Source organism: Streptomyces sp. PKU-EA00015 (assembly GCF_013387495.1).
Lineage (GTDB): Bacteria > Actinomycetota > Actinomycetes > Streptomycetales > Streptomycetaceae > Streptomyces.
The window spans coordinates 154,205-171,141 of record NZ_JABZEE010000024.1 but is presented as its reverse complement, the minus strand read 5'-3'; the positions used below and the strand labels follow the sequence as shown (position 1 = coordinate 171,141).

Annotated in this window: 15 protein-coding genes; 11 read left to right on the top strand and 4 right to left on the bottom strand. The window is 74.0% G+C overall.

The features are described 5' to 3' along the window. Window positions 1-297: 297 nt before the first annotated feature. Complete coding sequence (locus HW130_RS16510; protein ID WP_177150332.1) at window positions 298-1,239, bottom strand: DUF3027 domain-containing protein; 942 nt, start codon at window positions 1,237-1,239, stop codon at window positions 298-300. A gap of 360 nt (window positions 1,240-1,599) precedes the next feature. Here HW130_RS16510 and HW130_RS16505 point away from each other — a divergent pair, with 360 nt between their 5' ends. The 4 genes from HW130_RS16505 to HW130_RS16490 all read left to right on the top strand — a co-directional run bounded on the left by HW130_RS16505 (window position 1,600) and on the right by HW130_RS16490 (window position 5,501). Further along, the gene (locus tag HW130_RS16505; protein ID WP_177150331.1) at window positions 1,600-2,949 is read left to right on the top strand and encodes an MFS transporter; all 1,350 of its coding nucleotides are present in this window, start codon (window positions 1,600-1,602) and stop codon (window positions 2,947-2,949) included. A gap of 527 nt (window positions 2,950-3,476) precedes the next feature. Continuing rightward, on the top strand, window positions 3,477-3,959 hold the full coding sequence (locus HW130_RS16500; protein WP_177150330.1) for a DUF2771 domain-containing protein: 483 nt from the start codon (window positions 3,477-3,479) through the stop codon (window positions 3,957-3,959). A 34-nt stretch (window positions 3,960-3,993) separates the two neighbouring features. Continuing rightward, window positions 3,994-4,665, top strand: coding sequence for a futalosine hydrolase (locus tag HW130_RS16495; RefSeq protein WP_177150329.1), 672 nt, complete (start codon window positions 3,994-3,996; stop codon window positions 4,663-4,665). Continuing rightward, window positions 4,662-5,501 (top strand): 1,4-dihydroxy-6-naphthoate synthase, encoded by an 840-nt coding sequence (locus HW130_RS16490; RefSeq protein ID WP_177150328.1) that lies wholly within the window; start codon window positions 4,662-4,664, stop codon window positions 5,499-5,501. The genes HW130_RS16495 and HW130_RS16490 overlap by 4 nt, the downstream gene beginning before the upstream one ends. Before the next feature lie 10 nt (window positions 5,502-5,511). Here HW130_RS16490 and HW130_RS36580 read toward each other — a convergent pair whose 3' ends face one another. After that, a complete protein-coding gene (locus HW130_RS36580) occupies window positions 5,512-5,895 on the bottom strand; it encodes a cold-shock protein (RefSeq protein WP_177150327.1) in 384 nt (127 codons plus the stop codon). Between the two features lie 180 nt (window positions 5,896-6,075). Here HW130_RS36580 and HW130_RS16480 point away from each other — a divergent pair, with 180 nt between their 5' ends. Further along, entirely contained in the window at window positions 6,076-6,330 is a 255-nt protein-coding gene (locus tag HW130_RS16480; protein WP_177150326.1) for a hypothetical protein, read from the top strand. A 63-nt stretch (window positions 6,331-6,393) separates the two neighbouring features. Here HW130_RS16480 and HW130_RS16475 read toward each other — a convergent pair whose 3' ends face one another. Next, window positions 6,394-7,032, bottom strand: a complete 639-nt coding sequence (locus HW130_RS16475) for an HAD family hydrolase (RefSeq protein WP_177150325.1) — start codon at window positions 7,030-7,032, stop codon at window positions 6,394-6,396. Between the two features lie 98 nt (window positions 7,033-7,130). On the opposite strand from HW130_RS16475, the gene HW130_RS16470 reads away from it, so the two are divergent. From HW130_RS16470 to HW130_RS16455, 4 genes are all read left to right on the top strand, one after another. Then, on the top strand, window positions 7,131-8,141 hold the full coding sequence (locus HW130_RS16470; RefSeq protein WP_177150324.1) for an iron ABC transporter permease: 1,011 nt from the start codon (window positions 7,131-7,133) through the stop codon (window positions 8,139-8,141). Between the two features lie 96 nt (window positions 8,142-8,237). Further along, complete coding sequence (locus HW130_RS16465; RefSeq protein WP_177150323.1) at window positions 8,238-9,311, top strand: iron chelate uptake ABC transporter family permease subunit; 1,074 nt, start codon at window positions 8,238-8,240, stop codon at window positions 9,309-9,311. Then, entirely contained in the window at window positions 9,308-10,141 is an 834-nt protein-coding gene (locus tag HW130_RS16460) for an ABC transporter ATP-binding protein (RefSeq protein ID WP_177150322.1), read from the top strand. Before HW130_RS16465 ends, HW130_RS16460 begins: the two co-directional genes overlap by 4 nt. Beyond that, complete coding sequence (locus tag HW130_RS16455) at window positions 10,138-11,121, top strand: ABC transporter substrate-binding protein (RefSeq protein WP_177150321.1); 984 nt, start codon at window positions 10,138-10,140, stop codon at window positions 11,119-11,121. Before HW130_RS16460 ends, HW130_RS16455 begins: the two co-directional genes overlap by 4 nt. Window positions 11,122-11,253: 132 nt before the next feature. Here HW130_RS16455 and HW130_RS16450 read toward each other — a convergent pair whose 3' ends face one another. Then, on the bottom strand, window positions 11,254-12,261 hold the full coding sequence (locus HW130_RS16450) for a hypothetical protein (protein ID WP_177150320.1): 1,008 nt from the start codon (window positions 12,259-12,261) through the stop codon (window positions 11,254-11,256). 101 nt (window positions 12,262-12,362) lie between these two features. Here HW130_RS16450 and HW130_RS16445 point away from each other — a divergent pair, with 101 nt between their 5' ends. Together HW130_RS16445 and HW130_RS16440 are read left to right on the top strand one after the other, a co-directional pair. Further along, window positions 12,363-14,918: a helicase C-terminal domain-containing protein gene (locus HW130_RS16445; protein WP_177150319.1), complete on the top strand. Its 2,556-nt coding sequence runs from the start codon at window positions 12,363-12,365 to the stop codon at window positions 14,916-14,918. A gap of 85 nt (window positions 14,919-15,003) precedes the next feature. Further along, window positions 15,004-16,674: a DNA repair helicase XPB gene (locus tag HW130_RS16440; protein WP_177150318.1), complete on the top strand. Its 1,671-nt coding sequence runs from the start codon at window positions 15,004-15,006 to the stop codon at window positions 16,672-16,674. The last annotated feature ends 263 nt before the right edge of the window (window positions 16,675-16,937 follow it).

Genomic DNA, 16,937 nt, shown 5'->3' with positions numbered 1-16,937 from the left:
TCACACGCCGGCGAGGCTGAAATCGCCCGCCCCCGCAGGCCCGACGCGCTTGCTCCCAGCCTGTCTGGGGGGCTCTTCCCACGGCCGCCAGGCCGTAGGGGAGATGGAGAACACACCCGCAGGTCATGCCCCCGCCCATCGGACAGCAGCCCGATCCCCACGCGCAACGCAGGCCGCGCGTCCCGCCGGGCACAGCGCCGACGAGGCTGATTCAGCCCGGTCCGCGGGCGCAGCGCGCTTGATCGCGGCCCGCCCTCGGGTGGGACCCCGTGAGGGCGGACCTGCCGGCCGGAGAGGCTAGGAGTGGCCCAGGTCCTCCGACTCCGCGTCCGTCTCCGGCGACACCGACCCGCTGTCGCGCGCCGGCCGCAGCGGGAACTCGTCCGCCGCCATCGAGTCGAGCACCGGCGGCGGCGGCACCGGCGGCTTCGGCATCACGGCCGCCTCCGAGTGACCACCGCAGCCGTACGCCAGCGACACCACGCGTCCGTCCGCCGGCGAGAACTCGTTCGCGCACACGCCGAACGCCTGCCGCAGCGACCCCGCGATCGGCACCAGGAAAGCGCACGTCACGCACGCCGCCGGCGCCGCCTGCGCCATCGCGGTCTTCGGGCCGAAGGCCTCGTCCCAGCGGTCCGCCGCCGTGTGCAGCCCGTACCGGGACAGCACCCGGGCCCGGCGCATGCCGAGCTCCTCGGCGAGCGCCGCGATCTGGCCGCGCCCGCTGTTGTCGGTCGCCTCGATCGCCGGCCTGCGGTCGGTGAGCTCGGCGTCCTCGGCGTCGACCCGCTCGGCCAGGTCGTGCGAGGGCGGGTGCTCGGCGAGCACCGAGTTCGGCGGGGGCTCGTCCTCCCCCGTGTAGCCGGGCTCCAGCCGCAGGTCGTCCGCCTCCGTGGGCAGCAGGTCCCCGGGCCCCATGTCGCCCGGCCGCAGCCGCTCGCTCCACGGCACCCATTCCGGCGCGAGCAGCGCGTCCGGACCGGGCAGCAGGACGGTTTCGTCGAGCGTGACCACCTTGGCGCGGGACGCGCGGGCGACCGTGACGGCCCAGCGCCAGCCCCGGTAGCCCGGTTCCTTGCACTCGAAGAAGTGGGTGACGACCCGGTCTCCCTCCGAGACGAGGGACACATGCTCGCCCACCACTCCAGGTGCAGCGGCCTCCTCGGCCGCCTCCCGGGCGAGGTCTACCGCCTCGGCGCACAGACGGTCGGGGGTACGGCTTCGCGTCGTCGCACTCACAGGTCTCGCTTCTCTCCTACGCCGTCTCACGGGTGCGCCTGCCAGGCCGACAGGTACGGGGCCGTGGGCGGAGCGGACCAGAGGGCCGCATCGACGTCCACGCCCGGACCGATCCGTTTTCGGGCACACCTGACGTCATCCATTCTGCGGGATGCCGAAGAGGCGCGCGGCCGAGAACAACCGCCGGTGGCGCGCTACGCACGCTACCCCCTTCACAGCTCCCCGCCCACCTGCCCGTCGCAACACGGGATGAACCGACGGGCCGCGCTGTCCGCATCGCGGACGCGATCGGCGGCCAACACGCGGCCCGTCGGCGCGGAGCACGGTTCGCGCCGAGGGGGCTTGGGGCACTATGACGAGGTGGCAGCCGCGAGGTCGTCCGAGGCGTCCGGGCCGCTCCGAGGAGCGGGCCGGAAGGTCGGGCGTGCCCTGCACCTGCCGTTCACCGGCACCGCGCGCGGCATCCGCAAGGCGACCCACGCGCACGGCGCGGGCGAATCGGGCCTCGGAAAACTGATCGAACTGCACGCGGTCAACGGCGCGGGTGACGTCATGATCACCGTCGCGCTCGCGTCCACCGTGTTCTTCTCCGTGCCGACGGACGAGGCCCGCGGCCGGGTCGCGCTCTACCTCGCCGTCACGATGGCGCCCTTCACGCTGCTCGCTCCGGTCATCGGCCCGCTGCTCGACCACCTCCCGCACGGACGGCGCGCGGCGATGGCGGGCGCGATGCTCGCCCGCGTGCTGCTGGCGTTGCTGCTGTCGGGCGCGGTCGCGACCGGTGACCTGGAGCTGTATCCGGCCGCGCTGGGCGTGCTCGTGTCGTCCAAGGCGTACGGCGTGGTGCGCAGCGCCGTCGTGCCCCGACTGCTGCCGCCGGGGTTCTCGCTGGTGAAGGCGAACTCCCGGGTCACGCTCGCCGGCCTGCTCGCCACGGGCATCGCCGCGCCCGCCGCGGTGGGGCTGCAGCAGATCGGGCCGCAGTGGCCGCTGTACGGGGCGTGCGCGCTGTTCCTGCTGGGCACCTACTGGGCCTTCACGATGCCGCCCAAGGTGGACTCGGCGAAGGGTGAGCACAAGGCGCACATGCTGACGCACGGCGAGAAGAAGCCGAGCCTGCGCACGGTGGGTCCCTCGGTGCTGCACGGCCTCCAGGCGAACGCGGCGCACCGCGCGCTGTCCGGGTTTCTGATCTTCTTCCTGGCGTTCCTGCTGCGCGACCATCCCCTGGGCGGCCAGTCGGCCGCGGTGTCGCTCGGCATGGTGGGCGTGGCGGCGGGCGTGGGCAACGCGCTGGGCACGGCGGTGGGCGCGTGGCTGAAGGCGCGCGGCCCCGAGCTGATCATCGCGACGATGCTGGCGCTGGTGCTGACCGCGGCGATCCTGGCGGCGGTGTTCTTCGGCGCGGGCATGGTGGCGATCCTCGGCGCGGCGGCAGGCTTCACGCAGGCGCTGTCGAAGCTGTCACTGGACGCGCTGATCCAGCGGGACGTGCCGGAACAGGTCCGTACGTCGGCGTTCGCGCGCTCGGAAACGCTGCTGCAGATGTCGTGGGTGCTGGGCGGGGCGATCGGCATCTCGCTGCCGCTGAACGGCTCGCTGGGGATGTCGGTGGCGGCGGCGATCGTGGCGGCGGGTGCGGTGTCGGCGGGCCCCGGCCTGTTCTCGTCCGCCCGCCGCAGCGACGCCCCTCGCACCCGCGTGGCGTGACACGCCCGCCGCACTCGCGGACCGGGCCCTTCCACCCCCGCGGGCGCGCCGTCCAGCTTCGTCAGCGGCTGTGCCTGCGGACCGGCCCATTCAGCCCCGCGAGACCGCCGCGCCTGCGGACCCGGCAAGTCCAGCCCCGTCGGCGATTGAGGCGCGGGGTCCGGGGCAGAGCCCCGCAGGTGCGCCGCGCTGCCGGGCCCGTCCGGCCCCCGCAGGTGCGCCGCACTCGCGGACCCGGCAAGTCCAGCCCCGTCGGCGATTGAGGCGCGGGGTCCGGGGCAGCGCCCCGGCAACCCGGCCGAGGCATCGGACCCGGCCACCACCCGGTGGCACGGCATGCCCTGGGGGCAGCTCAATCTCCAGGGGGACTCAGGCCGGCTGGAACCGCACGCCCCGCCTGCGCAGCGCATCCGGGCGGGGCCCGGGCGGGCCGGAAGCAGCCCGCCGGCGAAGGCCACCGGGCTGAAAAGGCCGCCGCGCCGTACCCCCGCGCCGCCGTGCCCGTCGCGCCCGATAGCCTTCGGGCCATGACCGTTGCGTTCTTCTCCGGCAAGCGCCGCCGGACCGCTGCCGCTCTCGGCGCTGTCTCCGCCGGGCTCCTCGTCCTCTCCGCCTGTGGTGACAAGCCGACCCCGCTCGCGACCGTGACGGTCGGATCGGACTCGGTCCACACCGAAGCGACCTGCTACAACGACGGCGAGGCGCTCAAGGAGTCCGAGATCCAGAAGTGCCTCACCAAGGGCACTCCCACCAAGATCAAGTTCGCCGCCGACGACAAGGTCCGCCTCGGCGTCGACCCGGAGATCGCCGACAACGGCTGGACGCTGCTCTTCGGCGTGCAGCCCGTCGAGCAGGAGCCGTACAAGAAGTCGTACCGGACCATCCCGGGCAACGCCTTCTTCTCGTCGCAGACCGGCGAGCCGACCACCAAGGCCGACGTCAACATCATGGAGACGAAGGGCAAGAAGGTCATCGGCATCTACCGCTTCCAGTTCGAGAAGGCCTCCTGACCCGGAGGACCCGCAGGACCCGGAGGGCACCCTCGTGCGCGTCCTTGTCGTGACCGCCGTGGCGGCGGAGGCCGAAGCCGTCGCCACGGGGGACCCCGGCGTCCTCCCGGGCGGCTACGCCCTCACCCGTACGCCCTCGCTCGACGTCCTCGTCGCCGGCGTCGGACCGGCCGCCGCCGCGGCGGCCACCGCCACCGCGCTGACGGCCGCGACCGAGCCGTACGGCCTCGTCGTCTCCGCCGGCATCGGCGGCGGCTTCGCGGCGCACTGCCCGGTCGGTTCTCTCGTCGTCTCCGACGCGATCGTCGCCGCCGACCTCGGCGCCGACACCCCCGACGGCTTCCTCCCCGTCGACGCGCTCGGCTTCGGCCGCACCGTGCACCTGCCGCCCGCCCGGCTGTCCGCGCGCATCGCCGAGGCGGTGGGCGCGGTGCACGCACCCGTCCTCACCGTCTCCACGGTGACCGGCACGGCGGCCCGCGCCGACGAGCTGACCGCACGTCACCCGCGCGCCGCCGCGGAGGCCATGGAGGGCTTCGGGGTCGCCGAGGCCGCCGCCGCCCACGGCGTGCCGGTGGTCGAGATCCGCGCGGTCTCCAACGCCGTGGGGCCCCGCGACCGCGCCGCCTGGCGCATCGGCGAGGCGCTCGGCGCGCTGCGCGGTGCGTTCCAGCAGCTCGCCCCCGTCCTCCAGGAGCAACCGTGACCCTGCAGATCGCCTACTCGCCCTGCCCGAACGACACCTTCGTCTTCGACGCCTGGGCGCACGGCCGCATCCCGGGCGCGCCCGAGCTGGACGTGACGTTCGCGGACATCGACATCACGAACGGCATGGCCGAGCGCGGCGAGTTCGACGTCCTGAAGGTGTCGTACGCGGTGCTGCCGTGGGTCCTCGACGAGTACGCGCTCCTCCCGTGCGGCGGCGCGCTCGGCCGCGGCTGCGGCCCGCTCGTGCTGACCCGCGAACCGGGCGCCGCCCTGGAGGGCAGGACGGTCGCGGTGCCGAGCGAGCGCTCGACCGCGTACCTGCTGTTCCGGCTCTGGGCCGCCGACGTCGTCCCGGCCGGGGTCGGCGAGGTGGTCGTGATGCCGTTCCACGAGATCATGCCCGCCGTGCGCGACGGCAAGGTGGACGCCGGGCTCGTCATCCACGAGGCCCGCTTCACCTACCAGCAGTACGGGCTCCACGCGCTCGCGGACATGGGCGAGCACTGGGAGCGGACGACGGGGCTGCCCATCCCGCTCGGCGCGATCATCGCCAAGCGCTCGCTGGGCGCCGAGATGCTGCACCGGCTGGCCGACGCCGCGCGGACGTCCGTCCGCATGGCCTGGGACGACCCCGACGCGTCCCGGCCCTACGTGCTGGAGCACGCCCAGGAGATGGATCCGGCCGTCGCGGACCAGCACATCGGGCTGTACGTGAACGAGTTCACCCACAACCTGGGCGACGACGGCTACGCGGCCGTGCGCGGCCTGCTGACACGCGCGGCGGCCGAGGGGCTCGTACCGCCCCTCGGCCGGAATGCGCTGTCGTTCGTCTGAGCGCCGGGCGTCACACGTCCAGCTGGTCCGCGACCGCCCGCAGCAGGCCGGCGATCTTCTTGCCCTGCACCTTGTCGGGGTAGCGGCCACGCTCCAGCATCGGCGTGATGTTCTCCAGAAGGGTCGTCAGGTCCTGCACGATGGACGCCAGCTCGTCCGGCTTGCGCCGCTGGGCGGCCGCCACGGAGGGGGTCGGGTCGAGCAGCGTCACCGACAGCGCCTGGTCGCCGCGCTGGCCCGCCACCACGCCGAACTCGACGCGCTGGCCCGGCTTGAGAACATCCACGCCGGAGGGGAGCACGGAGGAGTGCACGAAGACGTCGCCGCCGTCATCGCGTGAGAGAAAGCCGAAGCCCTTCTCGCTGTTGAACCACTTGACTTTGCCGGTGGGCACGTCTGTCCTCGTCCTCGTACTCGTCGGGCGCTGTGGGCACCGCGGGCGGGCGCCGAAAAACGGCTCTGGATAGCACTACAGCGGGTCGCCTGACCCGCCACCCCCAAGGCTAATGGTCCAGAGGCTGGTGACAAGACGTCCCCGATCGGTTCCTACGCGCAAGGGAACTACCCTGGCCGAATGACTGCTACTCCTCCCGCAGCCGCTCCCGCCCCGGGTGACGTGCTGGTGCGCGTCGGCGGCATCGTCTTCGTCGTCGGCGCCGTCGCCACTCTCGTCACCGTCGCCCCGCTGTTCCTGGGAACCGAGCCGTTCCCGACAGTGGCGTACGCCGTGAGCATGCTGATGGGCGTCGGATTCCTGATCGCCGCGGCCGGGGTGCTGCGGTCGGTCGCGGCGCAGCGGCGTCAGGCCAAATCCGCTCGGTCGCGGTAACGACCGCACCAGCATTCGGTTTACGGGGTCGGGTGGCGACCCCGGCGCGGCGGTGCGGTGGCGTCAGGACCGGGCGCCGCTCCGCAGCCAGTCCGGGAACGCGGTGAGGTCGTCCAGGATCACGTCCGCGCCCGCCCCGCGCAGTTCCTCCGCGTCGCAGGGCCCGGTCGGCACGGCCACCGAGAGGGCGCCGGCGACCCGCGCGCCGCGTACGTCGCCGATGTGGTCACCGACGTACACGCTCGCGCCGTGCTCGCGCAGCGCCTCCGCCTTGGCCTCCGCCCACAGCCAGCCGACGACCTCGTCCGGGGCGATGCCGAGGTGGGCGAGGTGCAGCTTGGCGTTGGGTTCGTGCTTGGCGGTGACGACGATGGCGCGTCCGCCGAGCTCCTGGACCGCCTCGACGGCCTCGCGGGCGCCGGGCATCGCGAAGGTCGGCGCTATCGCGTGCTCCGGGTAGATCTCCCGATAGCGGTCGGCCGTCTCCTGGATCGCCTCGTCCGGGAACCAGTGCGCCAACTCCTGCTCCAGCGGCGGCCCGAGACGGGTGATCGCCAGGTCCGCGTCGATCCACACCCCGGTCTCGGCGGACAGCGCCCGGAAGGCGGCGTGGATGCCGGGGCGCGAGTCGATGAGGGTCATGTCCAGGTCGAACCCGACGGTGGGCGGCTGCGGTGCGCTGTGGATGGCCATGCCGGCCATTGTGCCCGGGGCTTGCAGCCCCCTCGGGGCGGCGAATTCCGGACGCATAGACTTAGCCAAGCCTTACCAACCCTGGGTCCTCTCTGCGATAGGTGTTCATGTCAGCCAGACGCGCTCAGGCCGTCCGCCGTATCGGCTGGACGGCGGCGGCCGTGGCGGCTCTGCTGCTGGCGGCCCTGCTCAGCCTCGCCGTCGGGGCGCGCGCGGTCGCGCCGTCGGCGGTGCTCGACGCCCTGCTGCACGACGGAAGCGGCCCGGACGCCGAGGTCGTCCGGGAGCTGCGCGTACCGCGCACCCTGATCGGCCTGATGGTCGGCGCGGCGCTGGCGATCGCGGGCACGGCCCTGCAGGGCATCACGCGCAACCCGATCGCCGACCCGGGCATCCTCGGCATCAGCCAGGGCGCGTCGGTGGGCGTGGTGCTGGCGATCGCGTTCGCCGGCGTCCACACGCTCACGGGGTACGTCTGGTTCGCGTTCGCGGGCGCGGCCCTCGCGTCGGTCGCGGTGTACGCGATCGCCTCCAGCGGCCGCGGCGGTGCGACGCCGGTGAAACTGGCGCTGGGCGGCGCGGCGATCAACGCGCTGCTGGTGTCGGTGACGATGGGCGTCCTGACGACGAAGGCGGCGGCGCTGGACGAGTTCCGCTTCTGGCAGGTCGGCTCGGTGGCCGGACGCGACGCGGAGATCGCGCACCAGGTCTGGCCCTTCCTGCTGGTGGGCACGGTGCTGGTGGTCGCGGTGGCCCGCGGCCTGGACGCGCTGGCCCTCGGCGAGGACGTCGCGAAGGGCCTCGGCCAGAACGTGGCGACGGTACGGATCGTGGGCGGCGTCGGCGCGACGGTGCTGACGGGCGTGGGCGTGGCGGCGGCGGGCCCGATCGCGTTCATAGGCCTCGCGGTCCCGCACATCGCCCGCGCGATCGTGGGCGGCGACCACCGCTGGGTCCTGCCCATGGCCGCGCTGATCGGCCCGGTGATGCTGCTGGTGTCCGACGCGCTGGGCCGCGTGGTGTTCCCGCCGAGCGAGATACCGGCAGGCGTGATGACGGCGCTGATCGGCGTGCCGTTCCTGGTGACGCTGGTCCGCCGCAAGGCGGTGCCGGCGTGACGTCCTCCCCTACCCGCCCTGCCCTGCGGTGCCGATGTGCGGCTCCGCCGCGTGGGGCCTTCGCCCCGGACCCGGCCCCGCGCACGAGGAGGACGCATGACCGCTGAGACCCTCACCCCCGTCCGCCCCGCCGGATACGCCCTCGCCCGCGCCGGGCGCGCCAGCTTCCTGCTGCACCGGCGCGCCGCGCTCACCGCCGTCGGGCTCACCGCCGCGCTCGCCGCCGCCTGCGTCGCCTACCTCAGCGTCGGCGAGAGCTTCGTCGCGCCCGCCGAAGTGCTGAAGGTGCTCCTCGGGCAGCCGTCCCCCGACGAGCTGGTCGTCGGCACCCTCCGGCTTCCCCGGCTCGTCGTCGGGCTGCTCGTCGGCGCCGCCTTCGGGGTCGCCGGCGCGCTCATCCAGACCGTCGCGCGCAACCCGCTCGCCAGCCCCGACATCATCGGCATCAGCCAGGGCGCGAGCGCGCTCACGGTCACCGCGCTGACCTTCGGCGTCACCTCGTACACGGCACTGCCGTACCTCTCCGTCACGGGCGGCATCGTCGCGGCCGCGCTCGTGTACGTCTTCGCCTGGCGCGGCGGCCTGCACGCCACCCGCTTCGTCCTCATCGGCATCGGCTTCGCGATCGCGCTGCGCTCCGTCACCACCCTGGTCATGACCAAGGGCGACTATCTCGTCGCCCAGCAGGCCCAGATCTGGATGACCGGCTCCCTCAACGGCCGCGGCTGGGAAGAAACCGCGCCGCTCGGCTGGACACTGCTCGTCCTGCTGCCCGCCGTGCTGTGGGCGGCCCGCGCGCAGCGCACCGTCGCGATGGACGACGACACGGCGACCGCGCTCGGCGTGCGGCTGGGGCGCGTACGGCTCGGGCTGGTGCTCCTCGGCGTCGTCCTCGCGTCCGTCGCCACCGGCGCCGCCGGACCCGTCGACTTCGTCGCCCTGCTCGCGCCGCAGATCGCCCGCCGCATGACCCGCACCGCGCAGATCCCCCTGTTCTGCTCCGCGCTGATGGGCGCGGTGATCGTCGTCCTCGCCGACCTGCTGGCCCGGCGGCTGTTCTCGCCGACCGAGCTTCCCGTGGGCGTGCTCACGGCCGCCGTCGGCGCCCCGTATCTGATCTGGCTGATCGTCCGCAGCCACACCGGTCGTACCGCTGGAGGCAATTCGTGAGCAGGCTGACGGCGCGCGAGCTGACGCTCGCCTACGAGGACCGCACGGTCGTGCACGAACTCGATCTCGCCGTGCCCGACGGGCAGGTCACCGTCATCGTCGGCCCCAACGCCTGCGGCAAGTCGACGACGCTGCGGGCCCTCGGGCGGCTGCTGAAGCCGAAGGGCGGCGCGGTGCTGCTCGACGGCCAGGAGCTCGCGAGGACCCCGACGAAACGGATCGCGCAGGCGATCGGGCTGCTGCCGCAGTCGCCCGTCGCACCGGAGGCCATCACCGTCGCCGACCTCGTCTCGCGCGGCCGCCAGCCGCACCAGGCGTGGTGGAAGCAGTGGTCCGACGAGGACGAGCGCGCGGTCACCGACGCGATGGCACGCACCGACGTCACCGCCCTGGCCGACCGCCCGGTCGACGAGCTCTCCGGCGGCCAGCGCCAGCGCGTGTGGATCGCTATGGCGCTCGCGCAGGAGACGGATCTGCTGCTGCTGGACGAGCCGACGACGTACCTCGACATCGCTCACCAGGTCGAGGTGCTCGATCTCGTACGCCAGTTGAACCACGAGCGCGGCCGCACCGTCGTCGCCGTCCTGCACGACCTCAACCAGGCCGCCCGTTACGCGGACCATCTCGTCGCCATGAAGGCGGGCCGGATCGTGGCCGAGGGCCGGCCGGGGGACGTCGTCACCGCCGAACTCGTCCGCGACGTCTTCGCCATGGAGTCCGTGGTCGTCCCCGACCCGGTGACCGGCTCGCCGCTCGTCGTACCCGCCGCGCCCTACACCCCCCCGCAGACACCCCCCGTTGCCCCGACCGAAAGGGTCTCCTCCTCATGACCACGTCCATCCGCCGCCACGGCCTCGCCGCGGGTTCCCTCGCACTGGCCGCCGCGATGACGCTCACCGCGTGCGGGTCGTCGGACTCGTCCTCGAAGTCCGGCTCCGCGGACGCGTCCGCGGGCAGCGGCACGCACACGGTGAAGACAGCCATGGGAGAGGTCGAGGTTCCCGACGCCCCGAAGCGCGTCGTCGTGCTCGACACCGCCGAGCTGGACTCCGCGATCACGCTGGGCGTCGAGCCGGTCGGCGCGACGCACGCCGACGCCACGTCCGGCTTCCTGCCCTACCTGCCGAAGGACAAGGTCGCGGGGATCAAGGACGTCGGCGAGATGATGACGCCGAACCTGGAGGCGATCGCGGCGCTGAAGCCCGACCTGATCCTGACGTCCAAGGTCCGGCACGGCGCGCAGTACGCCGAGCTGAAGAAGATCGCGCCGACGGTGATGACGGAGACGACCGGCTACCCCTGGAAGGAGAACTTCCAGCTCCACGCGGACGCGCTCGGCAAGAAGGCCGAGGCCGGGAAGGTCGTCGCGGAGTACGAGACCCACGCGAAGAAGGTCACCGACGCGCTCGGCGGCAAGGAGAAGGCGGCGGCGACCGAGGTGAACGTGGTCCGCTTCGTCGAGGGCGCGGACATCCGCATCTACGGCAAGCAGAACTACATCTCCACGATCCTCGCGGACGTCGGCCTCGGCCGCCCGGCCGTGACGGACAAGGCCAAGGACGGCTTCTCGTACGACGTGAGCCCGGAGAAGATCGACCTGGCGGACGCGGACGTGGTCTTCCACTCGACCTACGGCGACCCGAAGAAGGCGAAGCAGACGCAGACGCTGGACGGTGCGCTGTGGAAGGGGATGTCGGCGGTGAAGAACGACAAGGTGTTCGCCGTGGAGGACCAGCTGTGGATCCAGGGCATCGGGTACACGGCGGCGACGAAGATCCTGGACGAGCTGCAGGCGGATCTGACGAAGTGACGTGACCGGGGGGCGGGGCCGGGGGGGCTGATTTCGCTCCGCGAAATCCAGCCCCGCCGGCGCTTGAGGCGCGGGGGCCCGGGGGCAGAGCCCCCGGTTACGGGAAGGGGCGGGGTGGGGAAAGCGCAGGCGCTACGCCCGCGCCCTCCTCCGCCGCCACAGCAGGTACAGCGCCGACGCCACCGCCGCCCCTCGCAGCACCCACGGCCACGTCCCCGTCAGCGCCTCCCGCATGCCGTCGTCCGGGATCGGCGGGCCCCAGTGGCCGTTGATGCGGCCCCACAGCCATACGGCTCCGGCCGCCGCCGCCGCTCCCGGGAGGCCCGCGACCGCCAGTTTCGACTGGGCGGTGGACAGGCGGCGTGAGCCGTACGCGAGGAGCCAGCCGCCCGCCAGGGCGAGCAGCGAGCCGAGGGCCGCGCCGACCAGCAGCAGCGCGGCGGCCAGCAGCAGCACCAGGTCAGCGGGCCCGCCCCGCTCCCGTCGCGGCAGCCACCGCCGCCGCACCGGCACAGCCTCCTCCGCCGCCTCCTCGCCGGGAGCCGGATCGCCGTCGGCCTCGCCGTCGGGCTCGGTGTCGGCCTCCTCCTCCGGCGGCGGCTTGAGTATCTCGGGGACCTCCACGCCGCCCACGAACCCGGCCACCCGCTCTCCCGCCCCGAACGGCCCCGGTTCGATCCGCCACCAGTCCGGCTCGGAGCCCGAGGGGCCGAGCTCGTCCATCCCGGCCAGGTGCGGCGGCGACGCGGCCGTCTCCCGGGGCGCGGAGTCCGTGCGCGGGCGCGGGATGCGGCGCCACCCCCGCTGCCGCGGCATCGCCGGCCGCCGGCCGGCGGTGTCCGGCGAAGGCGAAGGCGACGGCGGAGCGGAAGACGCGGACGAAGGCGCGCCCGGAGGCGGCGAGGGCACGGCCTCCTCCGCCGCCTCGGCCACCACCGCCTCCGGCGCACCGAGGCGCCCGAGGATCCGGCGTACCGCCGCGGGGCTGTCCCCGCCGAACCGCGACCTCTGCTTGTCGATCTCGCCCCGCAGCGACGACACGAGCCGCATCCGGGCGCCGGACGGAAGCTGGGCCTGCTGGGCCAGGTCCCCGACCCGGCTCAGGTAGTCGTAGACCAGCTGATCGCTCTCGATCCCCACGGACGTTCCCCTGCGCTCCCGGCGTATCCCACGAATCACGGCCCCTTCCGCGGGCCCGCCCTGTCCCCGACGGTAGCGCTCCAGGGGCTACCGTGGGGCGGATGGGGACCAAGCCCGAACCGAGCGGCGGCGCCGCCCCGCGCACGCTGGCCGAAGCGCTGCGCGCCCGCACCGACGAGGAACTGGCCGCGCTGCTGCGTGCCCGGCCCGATCTGCTGAGCCCGGTGCCGACCGACGTCACCCAGCTCGCGACCCGGGCCGGTACCCGCGCCTCCGTCGTCCGTGCCCTGGAGCGGCTCGACCGGTTCGCGCTGCAGACCGCCGAGGCGCTGGCCGTGGCACCGGATCCCGCCCCGTACGAGACCCTGCTCGCGCTGGTGGCCGGCGACGAGGGCGACCCGGAGGTCGAGGCGGCGCTGCCCGGCGCGCTGGGGGTCCTGCGCGCGCAGGCCCTGGTGTGGGGCGGTGACGACCGGCTGCGGCTGGTGCGCACCGCCCGCGAACTGCTCGCGCCGTCCCCCACACGTCCCTCGCCCACCGGTCTCGGTCCGTCCGTCGCCGAGGCGACCGCGGGCATGTCGCCGGGCAGGCTGCAGGAGATCCTCGCGGCGGCCGGACTGCCGCCGACGCACGACCCGGTGTCCGCGGTGGCGGCGCTGACGGCGCTGTTCACGGACCGGCGCCGGATGGCGCTGCTGCTGGACACGGCTCCGCCGCAGGCGCTGGCGGTGCTGGACCGGCTGGTGTGGGGTCCTCCGTACGGGGAGGTGACGTCCTCCCCCGCGCCGCCCGTGCAGTGGCTGCGGGACCGCGGGCTGCTGCTGCCCGCGTCGCCGCGGACGGTGGTGCTGCCGAGGGAGGCGGCGCTGCATCTGCGGGCGGGCCGGGCGCACCGGGTGCCCGAGCCGGTGCCGCCGTCGGTGGCGCAGGCGGCGGAGCGCCGTCCACAGGTTGTGGACAGTGCGGCGGCCGGGCAGGCGTTCACGGCGCTGACGACGGTCGAGGACCTGCTGAAGGACTGGCACGAGGGCGGCCCGCCGGTCCTGCGCGCGGGCGGTCTGTCCGTACGCGACCTCAAGCGGACGGCCGCAGCGCTGGACACGACCGAGCAGCTCGCCGCGTTCTGGGCCGAACTGGCCTACGCGGCCGGTCTGTTGGCATCCGACGGCGAGGCCGACGAGCGGTACGCCCCGACGCCCGCGTACGACGAGTGGCTGGAGCTGCCCCCGGCGCAGCGGTGGGCGCGGCTCGCGGTCGCCTGGCTGTCGGCCACCCGTGCGCCGGGGCTCGTCGGCAGCCAGGACTCCAAGGGGCGCACGCTCTCCGCTCTCGGCCCCGACCTGGACCGTTCGGCCGCGCCCGCGGTCCGGCTGCGGGTGCTGGAGCTGATGGCGTCCCTCCCGGCGGGCGCGGTCCCGGACCCGGAGACGCTGCTGGACCGGCTGCGCTGGGAGCGGCCGCTGCGGGGCGATTCGGTGAGCGGCGGCCAGAACCTGCGGGCGCGCATGGCGACCTGGACGCTCGCGGAGGCGGAGCTGCTGGGCGTGACGGGCCGCGGCGCTCTCGCCTCCCACGCCCGCGCGCTGATCGACCTGCCGGACCCGCACGGCGCCGACGACGGGACGGCCGGGTCCGCCGTGCCGCGCCCCGGTCCCGTCGCCTACCGCGCCGCGGCCGACAGCGCCTCCGACTCCGGCGCCGCCGCGCGCCGGGCCCGTGCCGTCGCCCTCCTCGCCCCGCTCCTGCCTGAGCCGCTGGACCACGTCCTCCTCCAGGCCGACCTGACGGCCGTCGCCCCCGGCCCGCTGGAGCGGCCACTGGCCGAGACCCTCGCCGTCCTCGCCGACGTGGAGTCCAAGGGCGGCGCGACCGTCTACCGCTTCACGCCCGCCTCCGTGCGCCGCGCGCTCGACGCCGGGCGGGCGGCGGCCGACCTGCACACGTTCCTGGCCAGGCACTCCCGTACGCCCGTGCCGCAGCCGCTGGCCTACCTCATCGACGACGTCGCCCGCCGCCACGGCCACCTGCGCGTCGGCGCCGCCTCCGCGTACGTGCGCTGCGACGACGACGCGCTCCTCGCCGAGATCCTGGCGGACAAGCGCTCGCAGGGCCTGCGTCTGCGCCGCCTCGCGCCCACGGTCCTGGCCGCCCAGGCGGACCCGGCGGCGCTGCTCGACGGGCTGCGGGCGATGGGGTACGCGCCGGCCGCCGAGTCGGCCGAGGGCGACGTCGTGATCACCCGAGCCCACGCCCGCCGTACCCCGCCGCGCACGGCGCCGGCCCCGGTCCCCGAAGGGCCGCCGGTGCCCGACGCCACACTGCTCGGCGCGGCGGTGAAGGCGATCCGGGCCGGCGACCTCGCAGCCACGGTGGAGCGCAAGCCGGTCACCGAGGCCGCCGTGCCCGTCCCCGACGGCGAGATGCCCCGCACCACCCCCGCCGAGACCCTGGCGACCGTGCAGGCGGCGGCCATGACCGGCTCGGCGGTCTGGATCGGCTACGTCAACGCGGACGGCGCGGCCAGCCAGCGCGTGATCGCCCCGGTCCGGGTGGAGGGCGGCTTCGTGACGGCGTACGACCACACGGCGGACGAGGTGCGCACGTACCCGCTGCACCGCATCACGGGCGTGGCGGAACTGGCCGACGACTCGGCCTGAGCCCGTCTCTGCCGGCATGCGGCACACTTGAGGTTTGGCCTCACCGGCCTCAAGCGGCCCCGAGCCTTACCGAAAGGGCGCAGGTGTGAACGGTCCCCTCATCGTCCAGAGCGACAAGACCCTCCTTCTCGAAGTCGACCACGAGCTGGCGGACGCCTGCCGTCGCGCCATCGCGCCGTTCGCGGAGCTGGAGCGGGCGCCCGAGCACATCCACACCTACCGGGTCACCCCGCTCGGTCTGTGGAACGCGCGCGCCGCCGGGCACGACGCCGAGCAGGTCGTGGACGCGCTGGTCGAGTTCTCCCGGTACCCGGTCCCGCACGCCCTGCTCGTCGACGTCGCCGAGACGATGGCCCGCTACGGCCGGCTCACCCTCACCAAGCACCCCACCCACGGGCTCGTCCTGACCACCACCGACCGGCCGGTGCTGGAGGAGATCCTGCGGTCGAGGAAGGTCCAGCCGCTCGTCGGCTCCCGGATCGACCCGGACACGGTGGCCGTGCACCCCTCCGAGCGTGGGCAGATCAAGCAGACGCTGCTGAAGCTGGGCTGGCCGGCGGAGGACCTCGCGGGCTACGTCGACGGCGAGGCGCACCGCATCGACCTCGACGAGACGGACTGGGCGCTGCGCCCGTACCAGAAGCAGGCCGTCGAGGGCTTCTGGCACGGCGGCTCCGGTGTCGTCGTCCTGCCCTGCGGCGCCGGCAAGACGCTGGTCGGGGCGGGCGCGATGGCGCAGGCCAAGGCCACGACGCTGATCCTGGTCACCAACACCGTCTCCGCCCGGCAGTGGAAGCACGAGCTGGTGCGGCGGACGTCGCTGACCGAGGACGAGATCGGCGAGTACAGCGGCACGAGGAAGGAGATCCGCCCGGTCACCATCGCCACCTACCAGGTGCTGACGACCAAGCGGAAGGGCGTCTACCCGCACCTGGAGCTGTTCGACTCCCGCGACTGGGGTCTGATCCTCTACGACGAGGTGCACCTGCTGCCCGCGCCGGTCTTCAAGTTCACCGCCGACCTCCAGGCGCGCCGCCGGCTGGGCCTGACCGCGACCCTCGTGCGCGAGGACGGCCGGGAGTCGGACGTCTTCTCGCTGATCGGGCCGAAGCGGTTCGACGCTCCCTGGAAGGAGATCGAGGCGCAGGGCTACATCGCGCCGGCCGACTGCGTGGAGGTACGGGTCAACCTCACCGACTCGGAGCGGCTCGCGTACGCGACCGCCGAGACGGAGGAGAAGTACCGCTTCTGCGCGACGACGGCGACGAAGCGGAAGGTGGCGGAACAGCTGGTCCGCAAGCACGCGGGGCAGCAGATCCTGGTCATCGGCCAGTACATCGACCAGCTCGACGAGCTGGGCGAGCACCTGGACGCCCCGGTGATCAAGGGCGAGACGTCGAACGCGCAGCGCGAGAAGCTCTTCGACGCCTTCCGCAACGGCGAGATCAGCGTGCTGGTCGTCTCCAAGGTCGCGAATTTCTCGATCGACCTCCCGGAGGCGACGATCGCGATCCAGGTGTCGGGCACGTTCGGTTCGCGCCAGGAGGAGGCGCAGCGCCTCGGCCGCGTCCTGCGCCCGAAGGCGGACGGCCACAAGGCGCACTTCTACTCGGTGGTGGCGAGGGACACGATCGACCAGGACTTCGCGGCGCACCGCCAGCGGTTCCTGGCCGAGCAGGGCTACGCGTACCGGATCGTGGACGCGGACGAGCTCCTGGCGGGCGAGGCGGAGGGCCCCGCGGACCCGGTCCACTGAGGGAGGGCGTCGAAGGCGTCCGCCGCCGGGCTCGGCCGAGCCCGAGGAAACCACCCCCCGGCAGCGACCACCAACGGCCCCTGCCCTGGTCGACCACGGCCCGGGCTGGCTCGGCCGAGCCCGAGGAAACCACCCCCCGGCAGCGACCACCAACGGCCCCTGCCCTGGTCGACCACGGCCCGGGCTGGCTCGGCCGAGCCCGAGGAAACCACCCCCCGGCAGCAACCACCAACGGCCCCTGCCCTGGTCGACCACGGCCCGGG

What these genes read in the sequence shown, in the direction of transcription:
- HW130_RS16500 (WP_177150330.1), top strand. Translation starts at nt 3,477, where the DNA reads ATGACCGTTGCGTTCTTCTCCGGCAAGCGCCGCCGGACCGCTGCCGCT.
- HW130_RS16480 (WP_177150326.1), top strand. Translation starts at nt 6,076, where the DNA reads ATGACTGCTACTCCTCCCGCAGCCGCTCCCGCCCCGGGTGACGTGCTG.
- HW130_RS16475 (WP_177150325.1), bottom strand. Translation starts at nt 7,032, where the DNA reads ATGGCCGGCATGGCCATCCACAGCGCACCGCAGCCGCCCACCGTCGGG.
- HW130_RS16470 (WP_177150324.1), top strand. Translation starts at nt 7,131, where the DNA reads ATGTCAGCCAGACGCGCTCAGGCCGTCCGCCGTATCGGCTGGACGGCG.
- HW130_RS16465 (WP_177150323.1), top strand. Translation starts at nt 8,238, where the DNA reads ATGACCGCTGAGACCCTCACCCCCGTCCGCCCCGCCGGATACGCCCTC.
- HW130_RS16455 (WP_177150321.1), top strand. Translation starts at nt 10,138, where the DNA reads ATGACCACGTCCATCCGCCGCCACGGCCTCGCCGCGGGTTCCCTCGCA.
- HW130_RS16445 (WP_177150319.1), top strand. Translation starts at nt 12,363, where the DNA reads ATGGGGACCAAGCCCGAACCGAGCGGCGGCGCCGCCCCGCGCACGCTG.